This is a genomic window from Polynucleobacter sp. MWH-UH25E (genome assembly GCF_018687095.1).
Lineage (GTDB): Bacteria > Pseudomonadota > Gammaproteobacteria > Burkholderiales > Burkholderiaceae > Polynucleobacter.
This window is the reverse complement of sequence record NZ_CP061286.1, coordinates 954,415-974,981: the sequence shown is the minus strand read 5'-3', so window position 1 is coordinate 974,981 and position 20,567 is coordinate 954,415. Positions and strand designations below refer to the sequence as shown.

At 44.3% G+C, this 20,567-nt stretch carries 20 protein-coding genes; 7 read left to right on the top strand and 13 right to left on the bottom strand.

Going from position 1 to position 20,567, the window contains the following annotated elements:
• Nucleotides 1–7: 7 nt before the first annotated feature.
• Nucleotides 8–1,201 (bottom strand): CaiB/BaiF CoA-transferase family protein, encoded by a 1,194-nt coding sequence (locus ICV39_RS05165; RefSeq protein WP_215390789.1) that lies wholly within the window; start codon nt 1,199–1,201, stop codon nt 8–10.
• Nucleotides 1,202–1,330: 129 nt separating this feature from the next.
• Between ICV39_RS05165 and ICV39_RS05160 the strand changes: the two genes are divergently transcribed.
• From ICV39_RS05160 to ICV39_RS05150, 3 genes are read left to right on the top strand one after another with little or no spacing between them, the layout of a single operon-like run.
• A complete protein-coding gene (locus ICV39_RS05160) occupies nt 1,331–2,245 on the top strand; it encodes a LysR family transcriptional regulator (RefSeq protein WP_215390788.1) in 915 nt (304 codons plus the stop codon).
• A 49-nt stretch (nt 2,246–2,294) separates the two neighbouring features.
• A complete protein-coding gene (locus ICV39_RS05155; protein WP_215390786.1) occupies nt 2,295–2,930 on the top strand; it encodes an NAD(P)H-dependent oxidoreductase in 636 nt (211 codons plus the stop codon).
• 21 nt (nt 2,931–2,951) lie between these two features.
• Nucleotides 2,952–4,427 carry an MmgE/PrpD family protein gene (locus tag ICV39_RS05150; RefSeq protein WP_215390785.1) on the top strand — a complete coding sequence of 492 codons (1,476 nt, stop codon included), beginning with the start codon at nt 2,952–2,954 and terminating at the stop codon, nt 4,425–4,427.
• Between the two features lie 68 nt (nt 4,428–4,495).
• Here the strand turns inward: ICV39_RS05150 and htpG are convergent, their stop codons facing one another.
• The 7 genes from htpG to ICV39_RS05115 all read right to left on the bottom strand — a co-directional run bounded on the left by htpG (nt 4,496) and on the right by ICV39_RS05115 (nt 11,286).
• The gene (htpG, locus tag ICV39_RS05145; RefSeq protein ID WP_215390784.1) at nt 4,496–6,397 is read right to left on the bottom strand and encodes a molecular chaperone HtpG; all 1,902 of its coding nucleotides are present in this window, start codon (nt 6,395–6,397) and stop codon (nt 4,496–4,498) included.
• Between the two features lie 76 nt (nt 6,398–6,473).
• Nucleotides 6,474–7,430 (bottom strand): sodium-dependent bicarbonate transport family permease, encoded by a 957-nt coding sequence (locus ICV39_RS05140; protein WP_215390783.1) that lies wholly within the window; start codon nt 7,428–7,430, stop codon nt 6,474–6,476.
• 158 nt (nt 7,431–7,588) lie between these two features.
• Nucleotides 7,589–8,122: a hypothetical protein gene (locus ICV39_RS05135; RefSeq protein ID WP_215390782.1), complete on the bottom strand. Its 534-nt coding sequence runs from the start codon at nt 8,120–8,122 to the stop codon at nt 7,589–7,591.
• An 88-nt stretch (nt 8,123–8,210) separates the two neighbouring features.
• On the bottom strand, nt 8,211–8,516 hold the full coding sequence (locus tag ICV39_RS05130) for a hypothetical protein (RefSeq protein ID WP_215390781.1): 306 nt from the start codon (nt 8,514–8,516) through the stop codon (nt 8,211–8,213).
• 23 nt (nt 8,517–8,539) lie between these two features.
• A complete protein-coding gene (locus ICV39_RS05125; RefSeq protein ID WP_215390779.1) occupies nt 8,540–9,439 on the bottom strand; it encodes an alpha/beta fold hydrolase in 900 nt (299 codons plus the stop codon).
• A gap of 93 nt (nt 9,440–9,532) precedes the next feature.
• Nucleotides 9,533–10,438: a polyphosphate kinase 2 gene (gene ppk2 / locus ICV39_RS05120; RefSeq protein ID WP_215390778.1), complete on the bottom strand. Its 906-nt coding sequence runs from the start codon at nt 10,436–10,438 to the stop codon at nt 9,533–9,535.
• Nucleotides 10,439–10,500: 62 nt separating this feature from the next.
• The gene (locus ICV39_RS05115) at nt 10,501–11,286 is read right to left on the bottom strand and encodes a 1-acyl-sn-glycerol-3-phosphate acyltransferase (RefSeq protein WP_215390776.1); all 786 of its coding nucleotides are present in this window, start codon (nt 11,284–11,286) and stop codon (nt 10,501–10,503) included.
• A 100-nt stretch (nt 11,287–11,386) separates the two neighbouring features.
• Here ICV39_RS05115 and ICV39_RS05110 point away from each other — a divergent pair, with 100 nt between their 5' ends.
• From ICV39_RS05110 to ICV39_RS05095, 4 genes are read left to right on the top strand one after another with little or no spacing between them, the layout of a single operon-like run.
• Nucleotides 11,387–12,193, top strand: coding sequence for a UDP-2,3-diacylglucosamine diphosphatase (locus ICV39_RS05110; protein WP_371816566.1), 807 nt, complete (start codon nt 11,387–11,389; stop codon nt 12,191–12,193).
• Nucleotides 12,193–13,221 (top strand): glycosyltransferase family 1 protein, encoded by a 1,029-nt coding sequence (locus ICV39_RS05105; protein ID WP_215390775.1) that lies wholly within the window; start codon nt 12,193–12,195, stop codon nt 13,219–13,221. Before ICV39_RS05110 ends, ICV39_RS05105 begins: the two co-directional genes overlap by 1 nt.
• A 12-nt stretch (nt 13,222–13,233) precedes the next feature.
• Nucleotides 13,234–13,638, top strand: coding sequence for a diacylglycerol kinase (locus ICV39_RS05100; RefSeq protein WP_215390774.1), 405 nt, complete (start codon nt 13,234–13,236; stop codon nt 13,636–13,638).
• Nucleotides 13,639–13,690: 52 nt separating this feature from the next.
• The gene (locus tag ICV39_RS05095) at nt 13,691–14,620 is read left to right on the top strand and encodes a GNAT family N-acetyltransferase (protein ID WP_251372738.1); all 930 of its coding nucleotides are present in this window, start codon (nt 13,691–13,693) and stop codon (nt 14,618–14,620) included.
• Between the two features lie 69 nt (nt 14,621–14,689).
• Here the strand turns inward: ICV39_RS05095 and ppx are convergent, their stop codons facing one another.
• From ppx to ICV39_RS05070, 5 genes are all read right to left on the bottom strand, one after another.
• The gene (ppx, locus tag ICV39_RS05090; protein ID WP_215390773.1) at nt 14,690–16,252 is read right to left on the bottom strand and encodes an exopolyphosphatase; all 1,563 of its coding nucleotides are present in this window, start codon (nt 16,250–16,252) and stop codon (nt 14,690–14,692) included.
• A 117-nt stretch (nt 16,253–16,369) separates the two neighbouring features.
• Nucleotides 16,370–16,582 (bottom strand): GDCCVxC domain-containing (seleno)protein, encoded by a 213-nt coding sequence (locus ICV39_RS05085; RefSeq protein ID WP_251372737.1) that lies wholly within the window; start codon nt 16,580–16,582, stop codon nt 16,370–16,372.
• Between the two features lie 53 nt (nt 16,583–16,635).
• A complete protein-coding gene (locus ICV39_RS05080) occupies nt 16,636–17,352 on the bottom strand; it encodes an MgtC/SapB family protein (protein ID WP_215390772.1) in 717 nt (238 codons plus the stop codon).
• 9 nt (nt 17,353–17,361) lie between these two features.
• A complete protein-coding gene (locus tag ICV39_RS05075) occupies nt 17,362–19,107 on the bottom strand; it encodes an alkaline phosphatase (protein WP_215390771.1) in 1,746 nt (581 codons plus the stop codon).
• Between the two features lie 76 nt (nt 19,108–19,183).
• Nucleotides 19,184–20,542, bottom strand: coding sequence for a DUF2252 domain-containing protein (locus ICV39_RS05070; protein ID WP_215390770.1), 1,359 nt, complete (start codon nt 20,540–20,542; stop codon nt 19,184–19,186).
• Nucleotides 20,543–20,567 lie beyond the last annotated feature (25 nt).

Genomic DNA, 20,567 nt, shown 5'->3' with positions numbered 1-20,567 from the left:
TCTTCTCTTATTGAGTAAAGGCAACGCCACGTTCTTTTAGGGAGGCAATTTGCGATTCATTCAAACCGATTTCTTTTAAGACCTCATCGGTATTTTGTCCAATCGTTGGCGCAAGAGTCTTAATTGATCCTGGTGTGCGCGATAACTTTGGTAGAACACCCGGCACCTCTAAATGAGTGCCATCTTGCATTTGAATGCTTTGAATATTCTCACGTGCACGATAGTGTGGATCGTTAGCGATATCTGCTACAGTATAGATACGTCCCGCAGGAACAGCAACTGAGTCTAGCAATTCAAGTGCTTTATCAGTAGTAATCGATTGTGCCCAAGCGCCAATTGCTTGATCCAATTCTTGAACTCTTTTGACGCGCCCATCATTGTTTTCTAGCTCGGGATCGTTACCCAAATCATCACAGCCAATGAGTTTCATCAAGCGCTTAAAGATACTATCGCCATTGCCCGCAACTAAGACATAGCCACCATCAGCGCATTGATAAGCATTGGATGGTGCAATACCTGGCAGTGCACTACCAGCAGCTTGTCTTACTTCACCAAAAGCACTGTACTCAGGCAACAAGCTCTCCATGCAATTAAAGACTGCCTCATATAGAGCAACATCAATCACTTGACCCTTGCCACTACGATGACGTTCTTGCAGTGCCAGCAAAATACCGATAACGCCATGCAGTGATGCCAAGGTATCGCCAATGCTCACGCCCACTCGTACCGGAACCCTTCCAGGTTCAGCAGTTAAGTGTCGTAGGCCGCCCATTGCTTCCGCTACAACACCGAAGCCAGGCTTATCTTTATAAGGACCTGTTTGACCATATCCACTAATTCGCAGAATGATGAGTTTTGGATTGAGCTCAAGTAATTTTTCTGGATCAAGACCCCAGCCCTCTAATGTTCCAGGACGAAAGTTCTCAATCAAGATATCCGCTTCTGCAGCGAGCTTTCTAACAATGTCTTGCGCATCCGTTTGTCGCAAATCTAATGAGAGTGATCTCTTGTTTCTCGATTGCACTTGCCACCAAACCGAAGTGCCATCTTTTAATAGACGCCATTTACGTAGCGCATCACCTACTTTTGGTGGTTCAATCTTGACCACATCTGCACCAAAATCTGCCAAGGTTTTTGCGGCGAATGGGCCGGCGATCAACTGACCCATCTCAATCACTTTTAATCCTGCTAGTGGCTCCATACGAGATTCCCCTGCTTTTTGCTTCTTGATTTATTCAATAGTAGAAAAATAACCTTAGTCCTCCCCTTTGGGAATTGCTATCTATCTAGCAAGCCTTCTCATTTTGCGAAGGCTTGCTAGAATATCCCCATGAAACCCCAAATAAACCCCGCCAGAGTGGACTTTGTTACCCTCAAGCTCTTCTGCGCAATCGCCCAGTCGGGCAGTATTACCAAGGGGGCCAATGAATGTAGCCTCGCCCTTTCGGCGGCCAGCAGAAGAATTTCTGAGCTAGAAGAAACCGTAGGGCTTAGCCTACTCGATCGCTCAGCCAAAGGTGTGACACTTACTCAAGCCGGTCATGCAGTGATGCAACATGCATTACGACTATTTCAAGGCTTTGAACAATTTAGCAATGAACTAGGTGAGTACGCCAAAGGTGTCAAAGGTCATGTGCGATTGTGGGCGAATATGTCAGCCTTAACAGAGTTCTTGCCAATATCCCTCGCCAGTTTTTTAAAAACACATCCTGATATTCAAGTGGAAGTGGAAGAACAAATTAGTGGCGATATTGTCAAAGCGTTACTCGATGGCATTGCAGATGTAGGTGTATTCGCGGATGGCACACCAACAGCCGGGTTGGAAACCCACATCATTGGCCAAGACGAATTGGTTGTAGTTTGCAGTAAATCACACCCAATTAAGAATCGCAAAAGCATCTCTTTTGAAGAATGTTTGGACTACGACTTTGTTGGACTCAATCGTGGCAGCTCATTACTCGAACTGACTTCAAGGCAGGCAGAACGCCTAAGCAAGCAAATGCGACTACGAATCCAGGTTCGAAGTTACGATGCGATGTGCCAAATGATTGCGGTTAATCTGGGTGTAGGCATATTACCCTTACAGGCTTGCGCGCCTCAAATTAAGGCCATGGATCTCAAGGTTGTACGCCTTGAAGATGGCTGGGCAAAACGCAACCTACTCCTGGCCACCAAAGAGCATGGACGCCAATCTCCCGCTAGCATATTGCTCATTGAGCATCTCCTTCAAAGATCAAAAAGTTAAGCTAACATCTATCAATCTTAAAAATGCAATAACAAAAGGACAAAGAAAAATGAGCCTCTTAGATAAACTCAAATGGCGCTATGCCACCAAGAAAATGGACCCTAGCAAAGTGGTTCCAACAGAGAAAGTCGAACAAATATTAGAAGCCATCCGATTTACAGCAAGCTCTAGCGGCTTACAACCATACGAATTGATTGTGATTACAAATAAAGATCTTCGTGAAAAAATTAAGGCGATTGCGAATAATCAGTCTCAAGTTACTGACTGCTCACATCTAGTCGTTTTTGCAGCATGGGATCACTACACAGAACAGCGTATTAATGATGCATTTGATATGACTGAGAAGATTCGTAACTTCAAAAATGATGCGGGCGTCGCTTACCGTCAAATGCTACTGAAAAATTATCCTGCTAGAGATCCAGAGGTGAACTTCACACACACCGCCAAACAAGCTTATATTGGCCTAGGCACTGCACTGATTGCAGCAGCAGAGCTCGAAGTAGATGCCACACCGATGGAGGGCTTTGATCCTAAAGCCCTAGATGAGATTCTTGATCTCAAAGCAAAGGGATTGCGTAGTGTAGTTATGTTACCGCTAGGCTATCGTAAAGCTGATGAAGACTGGCTGTTGAATCTCAAAAAAGTTCGACGTCCTGCTGATCAATTTATTAGCTGGATTAAATAACACCCGACCAGGAGACAAGACATGCCGGCAAAACCAATATACAAATCAGCCAGCCTTTGCAGTCTTAATAGACGCAAGTTCTTATATAAAAGCAGTGCTTCAGTTGCGGCTCTGTTATTACCCAGCATCGATACATATGCGGCAAACGATCTTACAGGACGTCTAGCTACATACATGGCAAGCGCACGCAATTTAGAATTGCCTCCCAACGTATTACAGGATGCAAAATTTCGGATCTTAGATACGTTTGCCGCCATGATTTCTGGATCCAAACTTACTCCTGGAGAGATGGCAACTCGCTTTGCACGAACCCAAGGCGGAACACCCGAAGCTTCTATCTTGGCAAGTAATATCAAAACGACCGCAATTAATGCAGCCATGATTAATGCGATGCTTGCTCACTCTGATGAGTCTGATGATTTCGAACCCGTCACCAAAGCCCATCCTGGATCTGCCACCGTTCCAGCAGCTCTGGCATTTGCTCAAAAAGAACGTCGCTCAGGAACCGATCTTATTCGGGGCGTTGCCTTGGGTTATGACGTAGGGTGTCGCTTTCTCATGGCTTTGGGACCAGATCACGTCAGAGGAACCCATCGTGGAGCAGAGGCATATAACGCAACTATGGGAGCGATGGCTTCTGCGGCATCGCTTGCACATCTCACTGAGCAACAAATGCGCTACGCCATTTCCTATGGCGCCCAACAGGTATCTGGATTATGGAGCTGGGTTGATGATCATGATCATATTGAGAAGTCATTTGACTTTAGCGGCATGGGTGCACGCAATGGAGCCACAGCTGTAGCAATGGTCCAACAAGGCCTTACCGGGGTTAAGGATGTATTGGATGGAAAACACAATTTAATCATTGCCCTATCTACCCAACCAAATCCTGAAGCACTCGTTGCTGATCTAGGATCACGTTTTTTCATTACCGAATCCAGCATTAAGACTTTCCCTGTTGGCTACCCAAATCAGGCGCCACTAGATGCATTCCTCAAACTCTATCGCACAAACAATATCACCCCAGATAAAGTTAGCAAGATTGTGGTGCGCTTGCCAGAGGATGCTATTGGCATTGTTGGCAGAAGTCCTATGCCAGATGTGAACTGCCCTTACCTTATTTCAACTGCCTTACTCGAAGGCACTATCTCCTTTGCCAATGCGCACTCGCAAGAGCGCATGAAAGACCCTGCAGTAAGAGCGCAAATGGAGAAAGTCACCGTCATTGGAGACCCCGCCTTAAATGACCCCCTAGCACCACGGGGTGGCATTGTTGAGGTCTACTTGACTGATGGCACCGTTCTAAAGCAGCATACCCGCTTCCCTCCCGGAACCAAAGAAAATCCACTAAGCGCAGAAACGGTGAGTGCAAAAGCCCGTGATCTTATGGGGCCTGTTTTAGGGAAAAATAAAACGGAAACGGTTATCGCTCAATTACTTGAACTTGAAAAAGTGAAAGATATGAATCAATTAGTGGCTTTAATGATTACCAAGTAAGTCTTAGTTGATTCCAAATAAAAAAACGCCAACCTCAGGGTTGGCGTTTTGGCTTGTAGACTAACAAATTACTTCAGTAGCAATTGATTCATGCGCTTCACAAAGCTGGCGGGGTCATTTAATTGACCACCCTCAGCCAGAAGAGCTTGATCAAATAGCAAATTGGTCCAATCATCAAACTGCTTGTCATCGCCCTTGAGTTTTAACAGCAGTGGATGCTCTGGGTTAATTTCCAGAATAGGCTTCATATCTGGAGCTTGCTGACCAGCGGCTTTTAGCATACGCAACAGATTGCCCGAGAGCTCATTCTCATCCGCGATCAAGCAAGCGGGAGAGTCCGTTAAGCGGAAAGTAACTCGCACATCTTTAGCCTTATCCTCAAGGACTTTTTTCATGCGCTCGATCAAATCCTTGAATTGCTTCTCGGTCTCTTCGTGCTCTTTTTTCTCTTTTTCATCGCTGAGACTGCCAAGATCTAAGCCGCCCTTAGCAACTGAGGCTAATTGCTTACCATCAAATTCGGTGATGAACGACAACATCCACTCATCAACGCGATCAGACAACAGAAGTACCTCAACGCCTTTCTTGCGGAAGATTTCAAGATGCGGGCTATTTTTAGCGGCATTGAAAGACTCACCAGTGACGTAATAGATCTTGTCTTGACCTTCTTTCATTCGAGACACATATTCAGCGAGTGATACTGTCTGCTCAGAAGAATCGGTATGCGTACTTGCAAAGCGCAAGAGTTTCAGAATGCGCTCTTGATTGGCTTGGTCTTCACCAACACCCTCTTTTAATACCTGACCGAACTGAGTCCAGAAAGTGCGGTATTTTTCTTTTTTAGCTTCATCATCGCTATTGGCAAGCTCCTCGAGCATACTTAATACCCGTTTTGTGGAGCTTTCACGAATCACCTTAATATCGCGTGACTCTTGCAAAATCTCGCGAGACACATTTAACGGCAAATCAGCAGAATCAATCACGCCAGTAACAAAGCGGAGGTACATCGGCATGAGCTTTTCAGCGTCATCCATAATGAAAATACGCTTGACGTATAACTTAATACCGCCGCGTTTGTTACGATCCCATAAATCAAATGGGGCGCGAGATGGCACAAACAACAATTGTGTAAATTCGTTTCTGCCCTCTACCCGATTTAAGGAATAGCAGAGAGGATTCTCATAGTCATGAGACAGGTGTTTATAGAACTCGTTGTACTGCTCTTCTGTGATTTCAGACTTATTGCGCGCCCATAAAGCTGAGGACTGATTGATGCTCTCTAGCTCATCTTTAACGACTTGCTCTTTCTTCTCCTCATCCCACTCTTCTTTGCGCATCTGAATTGGTAAAGAGATATGGTCAGAGTACTTACGAATAATTGATTTCAGCTTATAGCTATTCAGGAAATCATCTTCGCCCTCACGTAAATGCAAAGTAATCGTCGTTCCACGCTGTAGTCGATCAATGTTTTCAATTGTGAATTCACCAGAGCCATCGGATTCCCAACGTACGCCATCTGCTGCAGGCAATCCAGCACGACGGGTTTCTACGGTAATACGATCGGCAACAATAAATGCCGAGTAGAAACCTACCCCGAATTGGCCAATTAATGCCGCATCTTTTTGTTGATCGCCTGAAAGTTTGGAAAAGAACTCTTTGGTACCCGATCGGGCAATAGTGCCGAGATTGCTAATGACCTCTTCACGGCTCATACCAATGCCGTTATCGGAAATCGAAATAGTTCTAGCGGCTTTATCAAACTCAACCTTGATTTTGAGTTCTGGATCGTCACCATACCAATCGGGGTGCGCGATGCCCTCAAACCGCAATTTATCTGCAGCGTCTGATGCGTTCGAAATCAGCTCACGCAGGAAGATCTCTTTATTGGAATACAAAGAGTGAATCATCAATTGCAGAAGTTGTTTTACTTCTGCCTGGAAACCCATCGTTTCTTTAGTTGCAACTGTCATTTCAGAATCCTATAAAAATCCAATAACTCCCTGTATATAGGGGCTATTTTCTGAATTTCAAGACCCCAAAAGGGGCTTAATAGGTCAATCTAGCGATGTAGATATAAAGGGGAATGCCTAAAATGATATTGAATGGAAAGGTGATGCCTAAAGACATGCCCATGTAGAGCGCAGGATTGACCTCCGGCAAGGCGTGCCTCAGGACTGCTGGCACTGCAATATAAGAGGCACTAGCAGCAAGCACCATCAATAAGACGGTATCTCCGAGTGGTAAACCTAATAACTTACATAAGCCCAGTGCTATTGATGCATGTAAGAGCGGGGCCAAGATGGCGTAGCACAGAGTAATGGGTGGCTTACCCTTCAATCCCTCAAAGTTCTTTGCCGCCATTAAGCCCATATCCAACAAAAAGAATGCCAGCATTCCCTTAAACAGATCAATTGAAAATGGCGCCATCAACTTTTGGCCCGCATCGCCACTAACAAGGCCAACTACCATCGAGCCCAACAACAAGAGTTGTGCACCATCGGTAAATGACTCATGAAGAATTTTGGACAAACCAACAGACTGACTACTGCCAGAATATTCAGCGCGTGCTTTATTTGCTAATAAGATCGCCAAGATAATCGCGGGCGACTCCATCAATGCCATTGCCGCTGCCATGTGGCCACCATACTCAACGCCATACTGACCCAATACCTGGGTTGCGGTAATAAAAGTTACCGCACTAACCGAACCATAAGTGGCAGCGATTGCAGCGGCATCAAAACTATTGAGCCTACTTCTTAAGATGGCGTAACCTATTAGAGGAACAAGGATTGCCAAAAATACTGCGAGGCCAAGAGCTAAGCCAATTTCAGTGGTGAAGCCCGATTTATGAAGAGCAAAGCCCCCTTTTAAACCTAGGGCCATTAATAGGTAGAGAGATAAGAACCGAGCAATCGGTTGCGGTATCTCAAGATTTGACTTCACTAAACCAGCAAATACACCAAATATAAAAAATAAGATTGCTGGATCTAGGAAATTTGCCATGTTTCTATATTAGGGAATTTCTGGAATCTTTGCATTAGCCATACACGGCATAGGCTTAATAGCCATTAAATGAACAAAACCCCCCAAGATTGGGGGTTTCTGAGTACTGCTTAGAATGCGCCCTTAAAGCACAAGGATTATTTACCTCATCAGTTTATTTAAAGATTGGAATACTCTGGGAACATGACTTGAAAAGCTACAAAGATTCCCAGCAAAACAAACAGGGCAACTGATACTGCGTTAATTACCTTATCAGAAGCCTCACTAGATTGATTACGCAATACACCAATCAGCGAGATCACTATAGTGATTGCTGCATAAGCAGATAAGGCGATTAACAAATTGGTCACATCATTCCAAAACCCATGATATCCCGGGATCTTGTCTTGATTTACGATGTATTGCTCTTTTCCAGCACCCAACATGCCTATAAAAAGAGTGCCAATCATGTTTGTCCAAAGACCTAACTGCAAACTAAAATCACTAATCCACAAAGATAGCTTTGGTAAATTCAATACAGGCCATAAAACAGCTAGAGTGAAAAATAATAAAGCCTGAACCTCGCCAATTAAATGGGCCTGCAATAAGCCAAATGGGGCAGCCGCATGTTTGTGAGCCATAGGTGCTAAAAGCCCAATAAAGATCATCACCAGCCCAGATGCTACAAACGGCTTATTAAATTGCAGCTTCATAAATTTCCTTGCTGGATTAGCTCAATAGAATGGTCAGCCTATCTTCACATACAGCACTGGATTAAACAAGCAAAATCAGGTTTGCCAACTAATCAAAGGTAAAGCGCTTACGAAGAGTTGCGGTACCGCCAGCCGGTCTGTTCGTTGAACCGCCATTACCATTGATCTGCAGACTTGTATCTTTAGGTGAGCTCTTTTGCTTATCGGCCGAACTCGATACTTGATCTGCATTGGTATCAGCAGCATCTTTATTAGCACTATGAATCACCGCAGTATTTCTTTGCACAGGGAAAACTTTAGACTTATCAATTTCAACTGGTTCCTCACTTGCATTCGCCGGCAAATGTAGAGAAAACAGTGCGAGGCTCAATAAGATGATTCGAATATTTGGCATCAATTTAGTAGCAGAGAATGGAACTAATGTTGTTTATTTAAATACAGAAAGTTCTCATACATCTTGGCGAGCTCATTGGGTTTTTCTAACATAATGAGGTGCGATGCATTCGGAATTGCGGTTGAGCTTGCTTTAGGATATTTTTTGTCCAAAAGCTTTCTTCCAGATACATTAAAAATACCGTCATCCTGCCCCCAAACAATGAGTGTGGGCTTGGATGATTTCTCAAGCGGGTCGAGAACAGCAATATCGAGATTCACAATATCCCAGACCTGCTGATAGTGTCGGTTATTAACTGAATACTCTTTGATCGCTGATTCTTTTACTGATTGATCTATTTTGGGAGGATTGGCAAAAAGTAAGCGCATCTCTAGATCAAACTGATCAATAGTAATCGGTATAAATGGATTGACACCTTGATACATTGCCCCTTTGATTTGATCACTCCAAGGAACAATACCCATTGGCGCACCAAAAAATGCCAAAGTGACAACGTCGCCTGGATAACGCTTTGCTATAAGCGCTGCAATTGCACCACCCATCGAATTTCCTGCAATATTAAATCTGTTTAGGTTGAGTTTTTGCGTGAAGAGATGAGTTAACTCAACTTGCTGAGAAAGTCTGTAGTCCGCAATCGTAAAACCGGTGCTTTGACCATATCCTGGCAAGTCCGGCATGTAAACAGTAAACCCACTCCTGGATAATTGACAGGCTAAATCGTTCCACTGTTCTTTTTGTGCAAATAAGCCGTGTAATAAAACGACCGGCTTTCCAGTGCCTACATTGAGATAGGCAATCTTTCCAGCGCCAATATCAACAGAACTAGCAACAAATTGGCACTTACCATCATCAGCCTGGACATTACAGAGAACTCCAAGCCACATGAGTGCAAGAAAAAGAAATTTTGATAAAGGTGATTTCATGACTGATAAAGGCGAAATAGGCAATTTCAGTCTAGTGGAGCTTTATCTAAAAGTCCATACTCATAAAACTAGAGACAAGCGAAACTAATTTAGTTAATAAATTTCTGGCACATACATCTCAGGGGGTACAGGCCCACGGAGATAGTCAGGATTATGAACACGCGCCGGCAAAGTGATCTCAGGGTGAGGAATCTCTTGATACGGAATCTGAGTCAAAAGATGGCTAATACAGTTCAAGCGCGCCTTTTTCTTATCATTCGCGGCAACTACCCACCAAGGCGCCTCAGGAATGTGGGTGCGCTCCAACATGGTCTCTTTTGCTTTGGTATAAGCCTCCCAAAGTCTGCGAGCTTCTAAATCCATAGGACTTAGCTTCCATTGTTTCAAAGGATCATGAATGCGCATCATGAAGCGGTTGTACTGTTCATCATCAGAAATCGAGAACCAATACTTGATCAAAATGATTCCCGAACGAATCATCATTCGCTCTAGATCGGGTACGGTGCGCAGAAACTCTTCATATTCATCGTCAGTACAAAAGCCCATCACTTTTTCAACGCCGGCTCGGTTGTACCAACTACGATCAAATAAAACAATCTCACCACCTGCGGGCAATTGAGAAATGTATCTCTGGAAATACCACTGAGTCTTTTCACGCTCGTTTGGCGCTGGTAAAGCGACAACCTTACAAACACGAGGATTTAATCGTTGAGTAATTCGCTTAATCGCACCCCCCTTACCTGCGGAATCTCGACCTTCAAACAGTACTGCCACTTTGACTTTATTGGCAACTACCCAATCTTGCAGTTTTACAAGTTCACCCTGTAGTCTAAAAAGCTCACGAAAGTAAACATTACGTGGCACCTGCGAACCCGCATCTCCATCGGGAGATAAACGGTCGTCATCCAGCTCCATCTCGAGCTCTTCGTCCATGCTATCAAGAATCTCTTCTTGAGCGCGCTGGTACCAATCCGCCATTTCTTTATGTCTGGAAGTCATTCGATGTCCACAAGTAACAACTTAGTTTACGCCCTTACTTGTGACACTTTTGTGACATTGAACTAATTGCTGTCTAGTAAGTATTGGCTAATTTGCTCATGGCTATGAAGGGCAAGCCATTTGCGATCAGTGGGCATCTCAGGTGCTGAGCCAGATGGAGGGAAAAAGGTCAACTCAACTAGCAAATTACGATTCTTCAAAATCAAGCTCATTGACTCCAAAAGCCCCATATCTCCAACAAAGGCTGGGGCATCCGATCTTTGCCCAGTAGACTTGGAGAGGTAACGTATTGCTAGGCTATAAACCGGCGCGTCTGCCATCACTGCTGATTCAAATAAATTGGGCTTAAAAGGACGAACGGACTCACCATTTGTTGAGGTGCCCTCTGGAAATATGCACACAGACTCACTTTGTAGTGTTTTGGCCAGCTCGCCAACGACAAGCTGGGCATGCCTTGAGCTATCTCGCTTAATAAAAACCGTACCCAGCTGTTTTGCCATCCACCCAAAAATAGGCCACTTCTCAACCTCTGATTTCGCAACGAAGCGAATTGGCATCAAGGCATTAATTGCATGGATATCCATCCAAGAAATATGATTGGAACAGAGTAAAAAGGATCGTTTTGGCAATATCTGAGTGTTTGCCGCTTTGAGCTCAATACCAAAAATCTGAAGAAGCCTAGTGGACCACTTTTGAATGTGGCATTTTTTAGACTCTGGGCTAGCCAAGGGAAAAATCACGAAAAGTGTGATTAAACCGGATATCACATGAGTCCAGATCGCAAGCCATAAAAAGACTCGAATCAAAAAAGGGGTCTGCTGTTCGATTGCTTCTGGATGGCTGGTCATACTGAGGAATATATCCTAAGTCTAGAAATTAACTAGAAGTCATCAAACTGACTTGAAAGTGTCATGAAGCTTACATACTGGATTGGCTTAATACAAACTCATGATGCATTACAGAGCCATCTGGATTTCAGACGTACATCTTGGCACATCAGGATGTCAGGCAAACTACCTTCTCGATTTTCTGAAACACAATGAAGCCGATAAGTTTTATCTCGTTGGTGACATCATTGATGGCTGGCGACTCAAGAAGTCATTTTACTGGCCACAAGCACATAACGACGTAGTTCAGAAACTATTGCGCAAGGCTCGTAAAGGTGCTGAGGTGATTTATGTACCAGGCAATCATGATGAGAGCGCCAGACAATTCTTTGGTCTGTCTTTTGGCGATGTCAAAGTTGTAGAGGAAGTCATTCATACAACCCTAGATGGCAAAAAGTTATGGGTAACTCACGGCGATATGTTTGATGGCGTGATGCAGTACGCCAAATGGCTAGCTTATGTAGGGGATACGCTTTACTCCTTCATTCTCTATATCAACCGCTACTTCAATATGCTGCGCGTCAAAATGGGTCTACAGTATTGGTCACTCTCCCAATATCTCAAACATCAAGTTAAGAACGCCGTAAGTTATATCGCAGACTTTGAACACATCATGGCTAGGGAAGCTCGCCTGCGTGGCTGTGATGGCGTAGTTTGCGGGCATATTCATAAAGCAGAGATTCGAGAAATCGATGGTCTTTTGTACTGCAATGATGGTGATTGGGTGGAGAGCCTTACTGCTTTAGTGGAAACATACACTGGCGAACTAAAAATTATTCACTGGCCACATATTAAGGGTGAGCCAATTGATTCAGCTGAATTTACCTTCCAACCTGCAATTGAGTCCTTGCTGAAAGAGGCTGTGTAATGAAAATAATAATCATCACGGATGCATGGGATCCACAAGTCAATGGCGTAGTTCGTACTTTGAAACAAACTAGCGCTGAACTTACCGCCATGGGTCATGAAGTGAGAATGATCACACCCACGGGTTTTAAATCCATACCATGCCCAACCTACCCTGATATTGCCCTTTCTTTATTTCCAGGAAAAGAAGTGGCGCGTCGTATTAAAGAATTTGCGCCAGATGCAATGCACATTGCTACCGAAGGCCCGCTTGGCCTATCCGCTCGATCTTATGCCGTTAAAAATAACCTACCTTTCTCTACTGCATATCACACCCGCTTTCCTGAGTATGTAAAAGCACGTACCGGAATACCGCTAGCCATTACCTATGCATTTATTCGCTGGTTCCATGGTCCTTCTATGGCAGTAATGGCCCCTACTGTTGTAGTTAAAGATGATCTTGAAAAATATGGGCTCACTAATGTAGTCCTCTGGTCACGCGGTGTCGACTTAGACATCTTCAAGATGCAAGGATCAAAGGCGCTCAATACAGCGCATCCAATTTTCCTGTATGTAGGTCGAGTTGCCATTGAAAAAAATATCAATGCCTTTTTAGAAATCGATTTGCCAGGTTCGAAGTGGGTGGTAGGAGACGGTCCAGCTATGGCTGGCATAAAAGAAAAATATCCAGATATCAATTATCTAGGCGTATTGCAGCAGCATGAGTTAGCTAAAGTCTACGCTGCAGCTGATGTGTTTGTATTTCCGAGTAAGACAGATACCTTTGGCTTAGTACTGCTTGAGGCGATGGCTTGCGGCACACCAGTTGCAGCCTATCCAGTAACAGGTCCTATCGATGTTCTGGGAAACTCCAAAGCTGGAGCAATGAATGAGGATTTGCGTGAGGCCTGCATTGAGGCGCTCAAGATTCCACGCGAAGTGGCTCGCGCGCATGCAGAAAATTTCTCCTGGAGAGCAGCATCCGAAGAGTTTGCAAGACACCTAAAACCCGTTCCCACACCAGAAGTACACATCACGGCAATTGCTTAAGAAGGATTTTCTTTGACGCCCCCTTACAACATCAATCAAAATCCCCACAAAGGAAACCGCGGACTTACCAGAGCCTGGCATGCGGCCAAAAACTCGTGGCACGGATTGGTGTATGCCTATCAAGAAGAGAGCGCCTTTAGGCAAGAGCTCACTCTGCTTGTGTTGTTGACGCCAATTGCGCTAGCACTATCGATTAGCTATTTAGAGAAGGCATTACTTATTGGTTCACTACTAATGGTACTTGCTATTGAATTACTCAATTCAAGCGTAGAAGCAGCGATTGATCGCATTTCTTTTGAGCATCACGACCTTTCAAAGCGCGCTAAAGATTTTGGTTCAGCTGCAGTCATGTTAGCCCTTCTCATTGCCGTATTAATGTGGGCTGCCATTTGTATACCACTTGTCTTCAAACCGTAATAAATGATCTCTACGATCATGGCTAACACTCAATAGACTATATAGGCTCACTATGTCTGATATTCCAAACCCAATTGGCGCTTTTGAAATCTTTTCTCCAAGAAAGAAAAAAGAAGTTTCTGCCAAATCTAAATCTAATCCATTCAAAAAGCTTTCTAAAAAGTTAGCCAAGAAGCTATTTGGCAAAAAGTTTGCAACTAAAGCACGCGTAGAACTTACAGCAATACCAGAAGCTCTACCAGCTGCACAAATTGCTAAGGCCAAAAAACCTGCATTTCAAATTGAATGGGCCAGCAGCGCAAGGGAAGTAAAAGAAGCACAACGCCTACGTTACAAAGTATTCGCTGAAGAAATGGGCGCTAACCTCCCTAAAAATCCAGAGGGATTAGATATAGATGAGTTTGATGCCTATTGCGATCATTTATTGATCCGTGATCAAGATACCCTCAAAGTTGTTGGAACTTATCGAGTCCTTCCACCCCATAAAGCTCAAGAAATTGGTCGCCTGTACTCTGATTCAGAATTCGATCTATCTCGCCTTGATCATCTTCGTCCAAAACTTGTAGAGCTAGGTAGATCCTGCGTTCATCAAGACTATCGCTCTGGAGCGGTCATCATGGCACTGTGGAGTGGTCTTGCCCAGTACATGCTCAAGAATGGCTATGAAATTATGCTGGGCTGCGCTAGCATTCCGATGGCTGATGGTGGTCACTTCGCTGCTAGCCTCTATAACTCTTTAGGAAGCAATCAATTAGCACCAACTGAGTTCCACGCCTTCCCACGTCTACCTTTGCCACTCGAAAAATTAAACGGTGGACTTGATGTGGAAGCACCACCCTTAATTAAAGGTTACCTCAAGCTTGGCGCCAAGATTTGTAGTGCGCCTGCATGGGATCCAGACTTCAATACTGCTGATTTACTCACTATGCTGCGCTTGTCTGATATCAACCCTCGTTATGCGAAGCATTTCTTAGGAATGTAATTCAGGTTTAGCTTATTAAAAAAGCCGCTAGTGCAACGGCTTTTTTATTTTCTAAGACTTTTTCCAAGACTACTTCAAACTCACCTCATAAGAGCGGCCTATGCGCTCCCACTCGGCCGCCTCTTTCATTAAACTAAATTCCGTTAATGGGTGCTCTGCAGCCCATTCTTTAGACAGGCTCACTAGATAGGAGCCTTCATGCTCAGACACTTTAATTTTTGGAAGATGGGTATCGTTACGACCCCTGCAAAGTACTTGGGCTAAACGTAAGCAAAACAGCATTCTCCAGTCGTTAAAGCCGTGATTATTTGCTAATTTTCCAAGCTTGCCGGCATGGCCAATTAATAGAGCGGCCAGTCTAGCTTGGTCATTTTTTGAGAAGCCTGGCATATCAGCATTTCCAGCGATGTACGCAGAGTGCTTATGATATCCATTATGAGAAATGGATAAGCCAATTTCGTGAAGGTTGGCAGCCCATTGCAGTAATGCCACATTATCTGCACGACTTTCTGCTTCTGGTTTTGGTAGTTGCTTTAAAAACTCTGCTGCTAATTTACCAACTCTGTCAGCTTGATCACGATCAACGGCATAGCGTTGCATAAATTGCTCAACCGTTACATAACGCATGTCGTGATGCTGTGATCGTCCAAGCAGATCATATAAAACACCACTACGTAAGGCGGCATCAGTAACTTCCATCTCTTCAATGCCTAACTCATCAAATACAGCCAGCATGATCGCAAGACCACCAGGCCAAACTGCTCTTCGGTCATCTTTTAAACCAACTAATTCCACTTGGCTCACATGATCATATTTGAGTAAATGTTTTTTGAGTGCTTTGAGCCCATCTCGAGTAATCACACTACTTCCAGCATTGACTCGACCCATGGTTAAGCTATCACCATAACCATTGAAATCATTTGCTGCAATCAGTTCCGCAAGGGCTCTAGCAGTACCTGAAGAGCCAATAGCCTGCTTCCAGCCAGTACTTAAATAGGCACCAGCAATGACTTGTATCTCTCGTCTAGCAGCAAGTTCGGCCTCTTTGAACTCATGCGCATCAATATTTCCCTTGGGGAAAAATCTCATACTGTGAGAGACGCAACCAATGTATAAGCTCTCCAATAATTTAGGCTCATAGCCTTTACCGATGATAAATTCGGTTGAACCACCACCAATATCAACTACCAAGCGATTGCCCTGGACTGCCTGTACTTCATGTGCTGCGCCGATATAAATCAGGCGCGCTTCCTCAACACCAGCAATCACCTCGATTGGAAATCCCAAGGCTTGTTGAGCATCATCAACAAATTGCTGGGCATTTTTTGCTACGCGTAGTGTATTTGTCGCAACCGCACGAACATTAGCCGGATCAAAACCACGAATGCGCTCACCAAAGCGGCGAATCGCAGTTAAACCACGCTGATAAGCATCATTTCCTAATAGCTTGTTTTCAGTTAATCCTGCAGCGAGACGAACTGAATCACGCAAAGTATCAATTGGGCGTAATTGGGTTCCAGAGGGAGTATTTACCGCTTGGGCAACCAGCATGCGAAAGCTATTGGATCCCAAATCCACAGCAGCGACTAAATCCGCAGAATTCGATACTGGATCAACGGGATTGCTGGCCAAGATTTTCCCCAAAAAGTCATGCAATAGTAAATGTGACTATTTTATGTAAAAACCATGACACATTGATGAAATCATCATGCACACAAGGACTACAAGGAATGAATCCTTTGGGGAGCACTAAGCAGCTAAGTTCTGCTCAGAACTTAGGCAATCTCTATCACCAAAACTACACAATATGCAGCAGTCGCCTGATTTAGGCTTCATGATAGCCGCACAAGATTTACAACGATAAAAGTGATAGCTTGAGCCAGCCTCTAGTGGCAACACTTCAGTAGCTTGGCAATGAGAGCAAGTAATTGTTGATTCTTGGTAAACGATATTTGAATTCACCAAGCAATAGTGCGCTTCAAATATTTCAATATGATGTCAAACTTTGGTAATTCTTAATCGGTTGTGCTTGGACTCCAGAAAGCCTGTGTGACGAATTCCTGGTCAGCAATTTTGGCGATCAACTTATCCATTTCATCGCCATCAACAGCTGAGGCAGTTAATACCGCCTGAATTTCTACATCATCGCTACCAAATTGATGCACTTGGACATCTTGAGTTTGGTAGCCAGCCTCTTCTAGAGTTTGAATAAATTGTTTTAAAGCATGCTTTTGAGCATGCTTAGGCGTAATAATGTAAACCGAATTCGTCACCTCGACAGAGATCGTATCGAGAGGTTGCTTGTTGATAAAGCTGACTACTGGACGTAGCAAGGTATTTGCAGCCAAGATAAAGGCTGTTGCTAATCCAGCCTCAAGAATAAGATCGGCACCAGCGCAAGCACCTACTGCGCCAGATGCCCACAATGTCGCGGCAGTATTGATCCCTCGGACATTGCCCTCCTCACGCATGATGACACCAGCACCCAAAAAGCCAATTCCGGAAACGACATAAGCCATGACATGGACTGCGCCGTCGTGGCCAGTTAAGCGATTACCTGCATCTACAAAAATCGCTGCGCCCAATGCAACCAAAATATTGGTTCTTAATCCAGCGGTTCGTTGGCGATATTGACGCTCAAGCCCAATCAGCCCACCAAAGATAAATGCAGCACTTAGACTAAATGCGGTATCCGCTAATGAAATCAGGTTGATGTTATTGATAAATTCCATGAGGCTGCTTTATTGAGACCCTAATCCTAAGGACTCTACCATCACTTTAAACACCTCAGTGTTATCCATGAAACCCTTGAACTTTTCTGCACCGGGCCCCTGGGCATTGAGAACAGCATCATCTGCGGTATGGACACCAGAATCTTGATGACTTGGCAAATTACCACCCACATGAATAGCATCCTCTTGCATCTGGATATATTTAGGATTTGCCACATACTTACCAGCTTCATCCTTTACTGCAGGAACAAAAGTGCCGTCTAATTTTGGATGCAGGGTTTCGTAGTGATCGGGGTAGTTGCCATAGAAAAACGCAATTCGCTTACTCACATCGATGGTGTTTGGATACCCTAAAGCATCTGCCTTGGGATAATTAGGATATCCCGCATCAGCATAGATGCCCACCTTCTCGCGCAAAGGCCCTGGCTTCTCATCGTGCACCACTCCACTAATGGAACCACTATGGGTATGGTCTGGGGTAACAATAATCAATGTATCTGGATGAGTCTTGGCGTAATCCTTGGCGATTTGCACTGCATTACTGAGCATGATGGTGTCAAAAGCAGCCCTCTCCCAATCTAAAGGGTGATTGAACTTATCAATTAAAGCGGCTTCGACCATCAAGAAGAAACCATTGGGATTTCTTGATAAAACCTCAATAGCTGATTTGGTCATCTCTGTTAAATCAGGCTGGTTGGGATACTGCTCTACTGTGTTTTTTCTGAGATACAAGCGATCTAAAGAGCCATCCATATTATCCGGATGAAATACGCCAAATAATTTTTTAGTCTCTTTGCTATTTGCGGCACTCAATAACTCTTGTTTGGTGAACGCAAGCTGATACCCATTTTCTTTAAAGACCGCAATGACATTTTTCTCATCCTTGCGTTTTGAGCCTTTTGCGGATTGGGGGTAAAAATAGGCTGAACCACCACCTAAAATCACCTCAGCACCGCTGGCGAATAACTGATCAGCAATGTACTGTTTATCAGCCCGACGACGTGTGTGTGCCACCATGGCACCAGGAGTAGCATCTTCTAATTCAGCATCAGAGACAATACCAACTGACATTTTTGTCTTGCGCTTAATTAACTCAGCAATAGTTTCGACTTTAGGGTGCGAAAGATTATCCCCGGAGCGAGACACATACACACCCATCGCATTTACCGCCGTCTTATGACCGGTGGTATAGGCACTCATTGAGTTTGCTGAATCTGTAATTAAGGAATCCGAGCCAGAAGTGCCGATCATGGCCGTATACGGCATGTCATCAAAAGCCAATTTGCCTTGATATTTTCCCTCTTGCATTCCTTTGGATAGCACTCTTGCAGTAGTACGATTTGCAATCGTCATGCCATCACCGATGAAAAGGATGATATTTTTTACACGACGTGGTCCGCTTGCATATACATCCCAAGACACTTGCAAGCGCTCTTGTGAAGTACGAGCAACTAACTCGTATTTACCGGGCTTGCGTAACTCTATATCTCGAAATATGAATGCGCTTCCCTTCCCATTTTCATTGGCAATGAATTCACCATCTTTACCTAAGCTGGATTTCAAAGGCTTGCCATTTAATTCCAAACTCACAGCGCTTGGATCGGCAACTGTATTCAGTTCGACTTTAATATCAAACTTAGAGCCTGCCAATATAGAGGCCTGATCGATAGGGTAAATTGCCGAGGCTTGCAAGGCGCCCGCAAACAAAGCAAGCGCGCAAACTGCTACTGCTTCAATAAAACGAATGGCGTTCATAAAGTAATAAACAAAAATATGGGGAATTTAGACTATCGCCCATAAAAATGACAAATCAATGACGGTCACTGAAGCCTTAAATGGCTGTTTTCTTGCTGGCAGCCTTTAATCGACCACTTTTGATCGCTGCCTTGAAAACTTCAAAGTCTTGCTGATTCTGCTTTTCATATGCACGAGCAAAAGAATAAAAGGCTTCACAAAAGTCCTCTGATTCTCCGCAATACCCTGCAATCATCGCCGCATCTCCAGAGCGCGCATGCCCCAAAGCCAAGGCCCAGCCAAAGAGCTTTGCGTAATCCAAGAAGTTTTTAAGAGAAATGCCGCCGGGCCCAATATCTAAGCCACCCTTCATATCTCTTAACTGGCGCATATAAAAACCCTCGCCCTTATTAATGTCGTATTGCAAAGAGCCATAGCTCAAAAAGATATCTGGCGCTCCTTGTAACAGACGCTGACCTGCCACAACGCGACGACCCATATCCCGATAGATAGACTCACCCAGGTAGGGAGTTAAGACAGATTTTTGAGCTTCCTTATATTGCAAGAAGAGAGGGTCTTTCCCGCTATCGCCTTCAAAATACAAGACCATACAATTTGTTCCAACGCTGCCGATTCCCACGACTTTGCGAGCAAAGTCTTTGAGACCATAGCGCTCAAACAAAATCTTTCTATCGGCTAATAAATTACTGGAGTAATTTAACAACGCTCGATCAACGAGCTTTTTCAAGGAAGTACCATAAGCACTTTTTTTAAAGTGCTCTATCAACGGCGGCTTATCAATGATCTTGCGATCTTTCCCAACCAAAGTGGTCATTTTTTGCAAAACCTGAATATTGCCTTGGCCTTTGGTTTCCTTTAGAAAACTATCAATGTTCTTTTGATGCTCTTTGCTAAAGTGCTTTCGAATGTCTTTCTCACCAATAAACTCTTGTGCGAGCTCAAGATAGGGCATATGAGCGTATTGAGCCATCCGCTTTTGATATTCAGTGCAAATTCGATAAACCAATTTTTTACTCAGAGTTTTATCTCCACCAATGCTCTCGCAGGCAATCACGGCGCTCGCAACCAATCTCTTTAAGTCCCACTCCCAACTGCCAGGAAGGGTTTCATCAAAGTCATTAATACCAAATACCAGGCGATGCTCAGCGGTACCAAATAATCCAAAATTGGATACGTGCATATCGCCGCAAAGTTGAACGGTGATTCCCGTAGTTGCTTGGTTTGCTAGATCCTGCGACATAATCGCAGCCCCGCCTCTATAAAAGGCAAAAGGTGATTGCAACATTCGCTCATATCGAATTGGAATGAGGGATTCGATACGAGATTTAGCCTGACTCTCGAGAATCGTTGCAGGATCAACCCTATTTTGAGGTGGTATGTAAGTACCCTGGGACTTGAGACTTACCTGTTTGCGCAATGCCTTACCATCGCGCATCCGGTGCTTAATACTCGGACGAGGA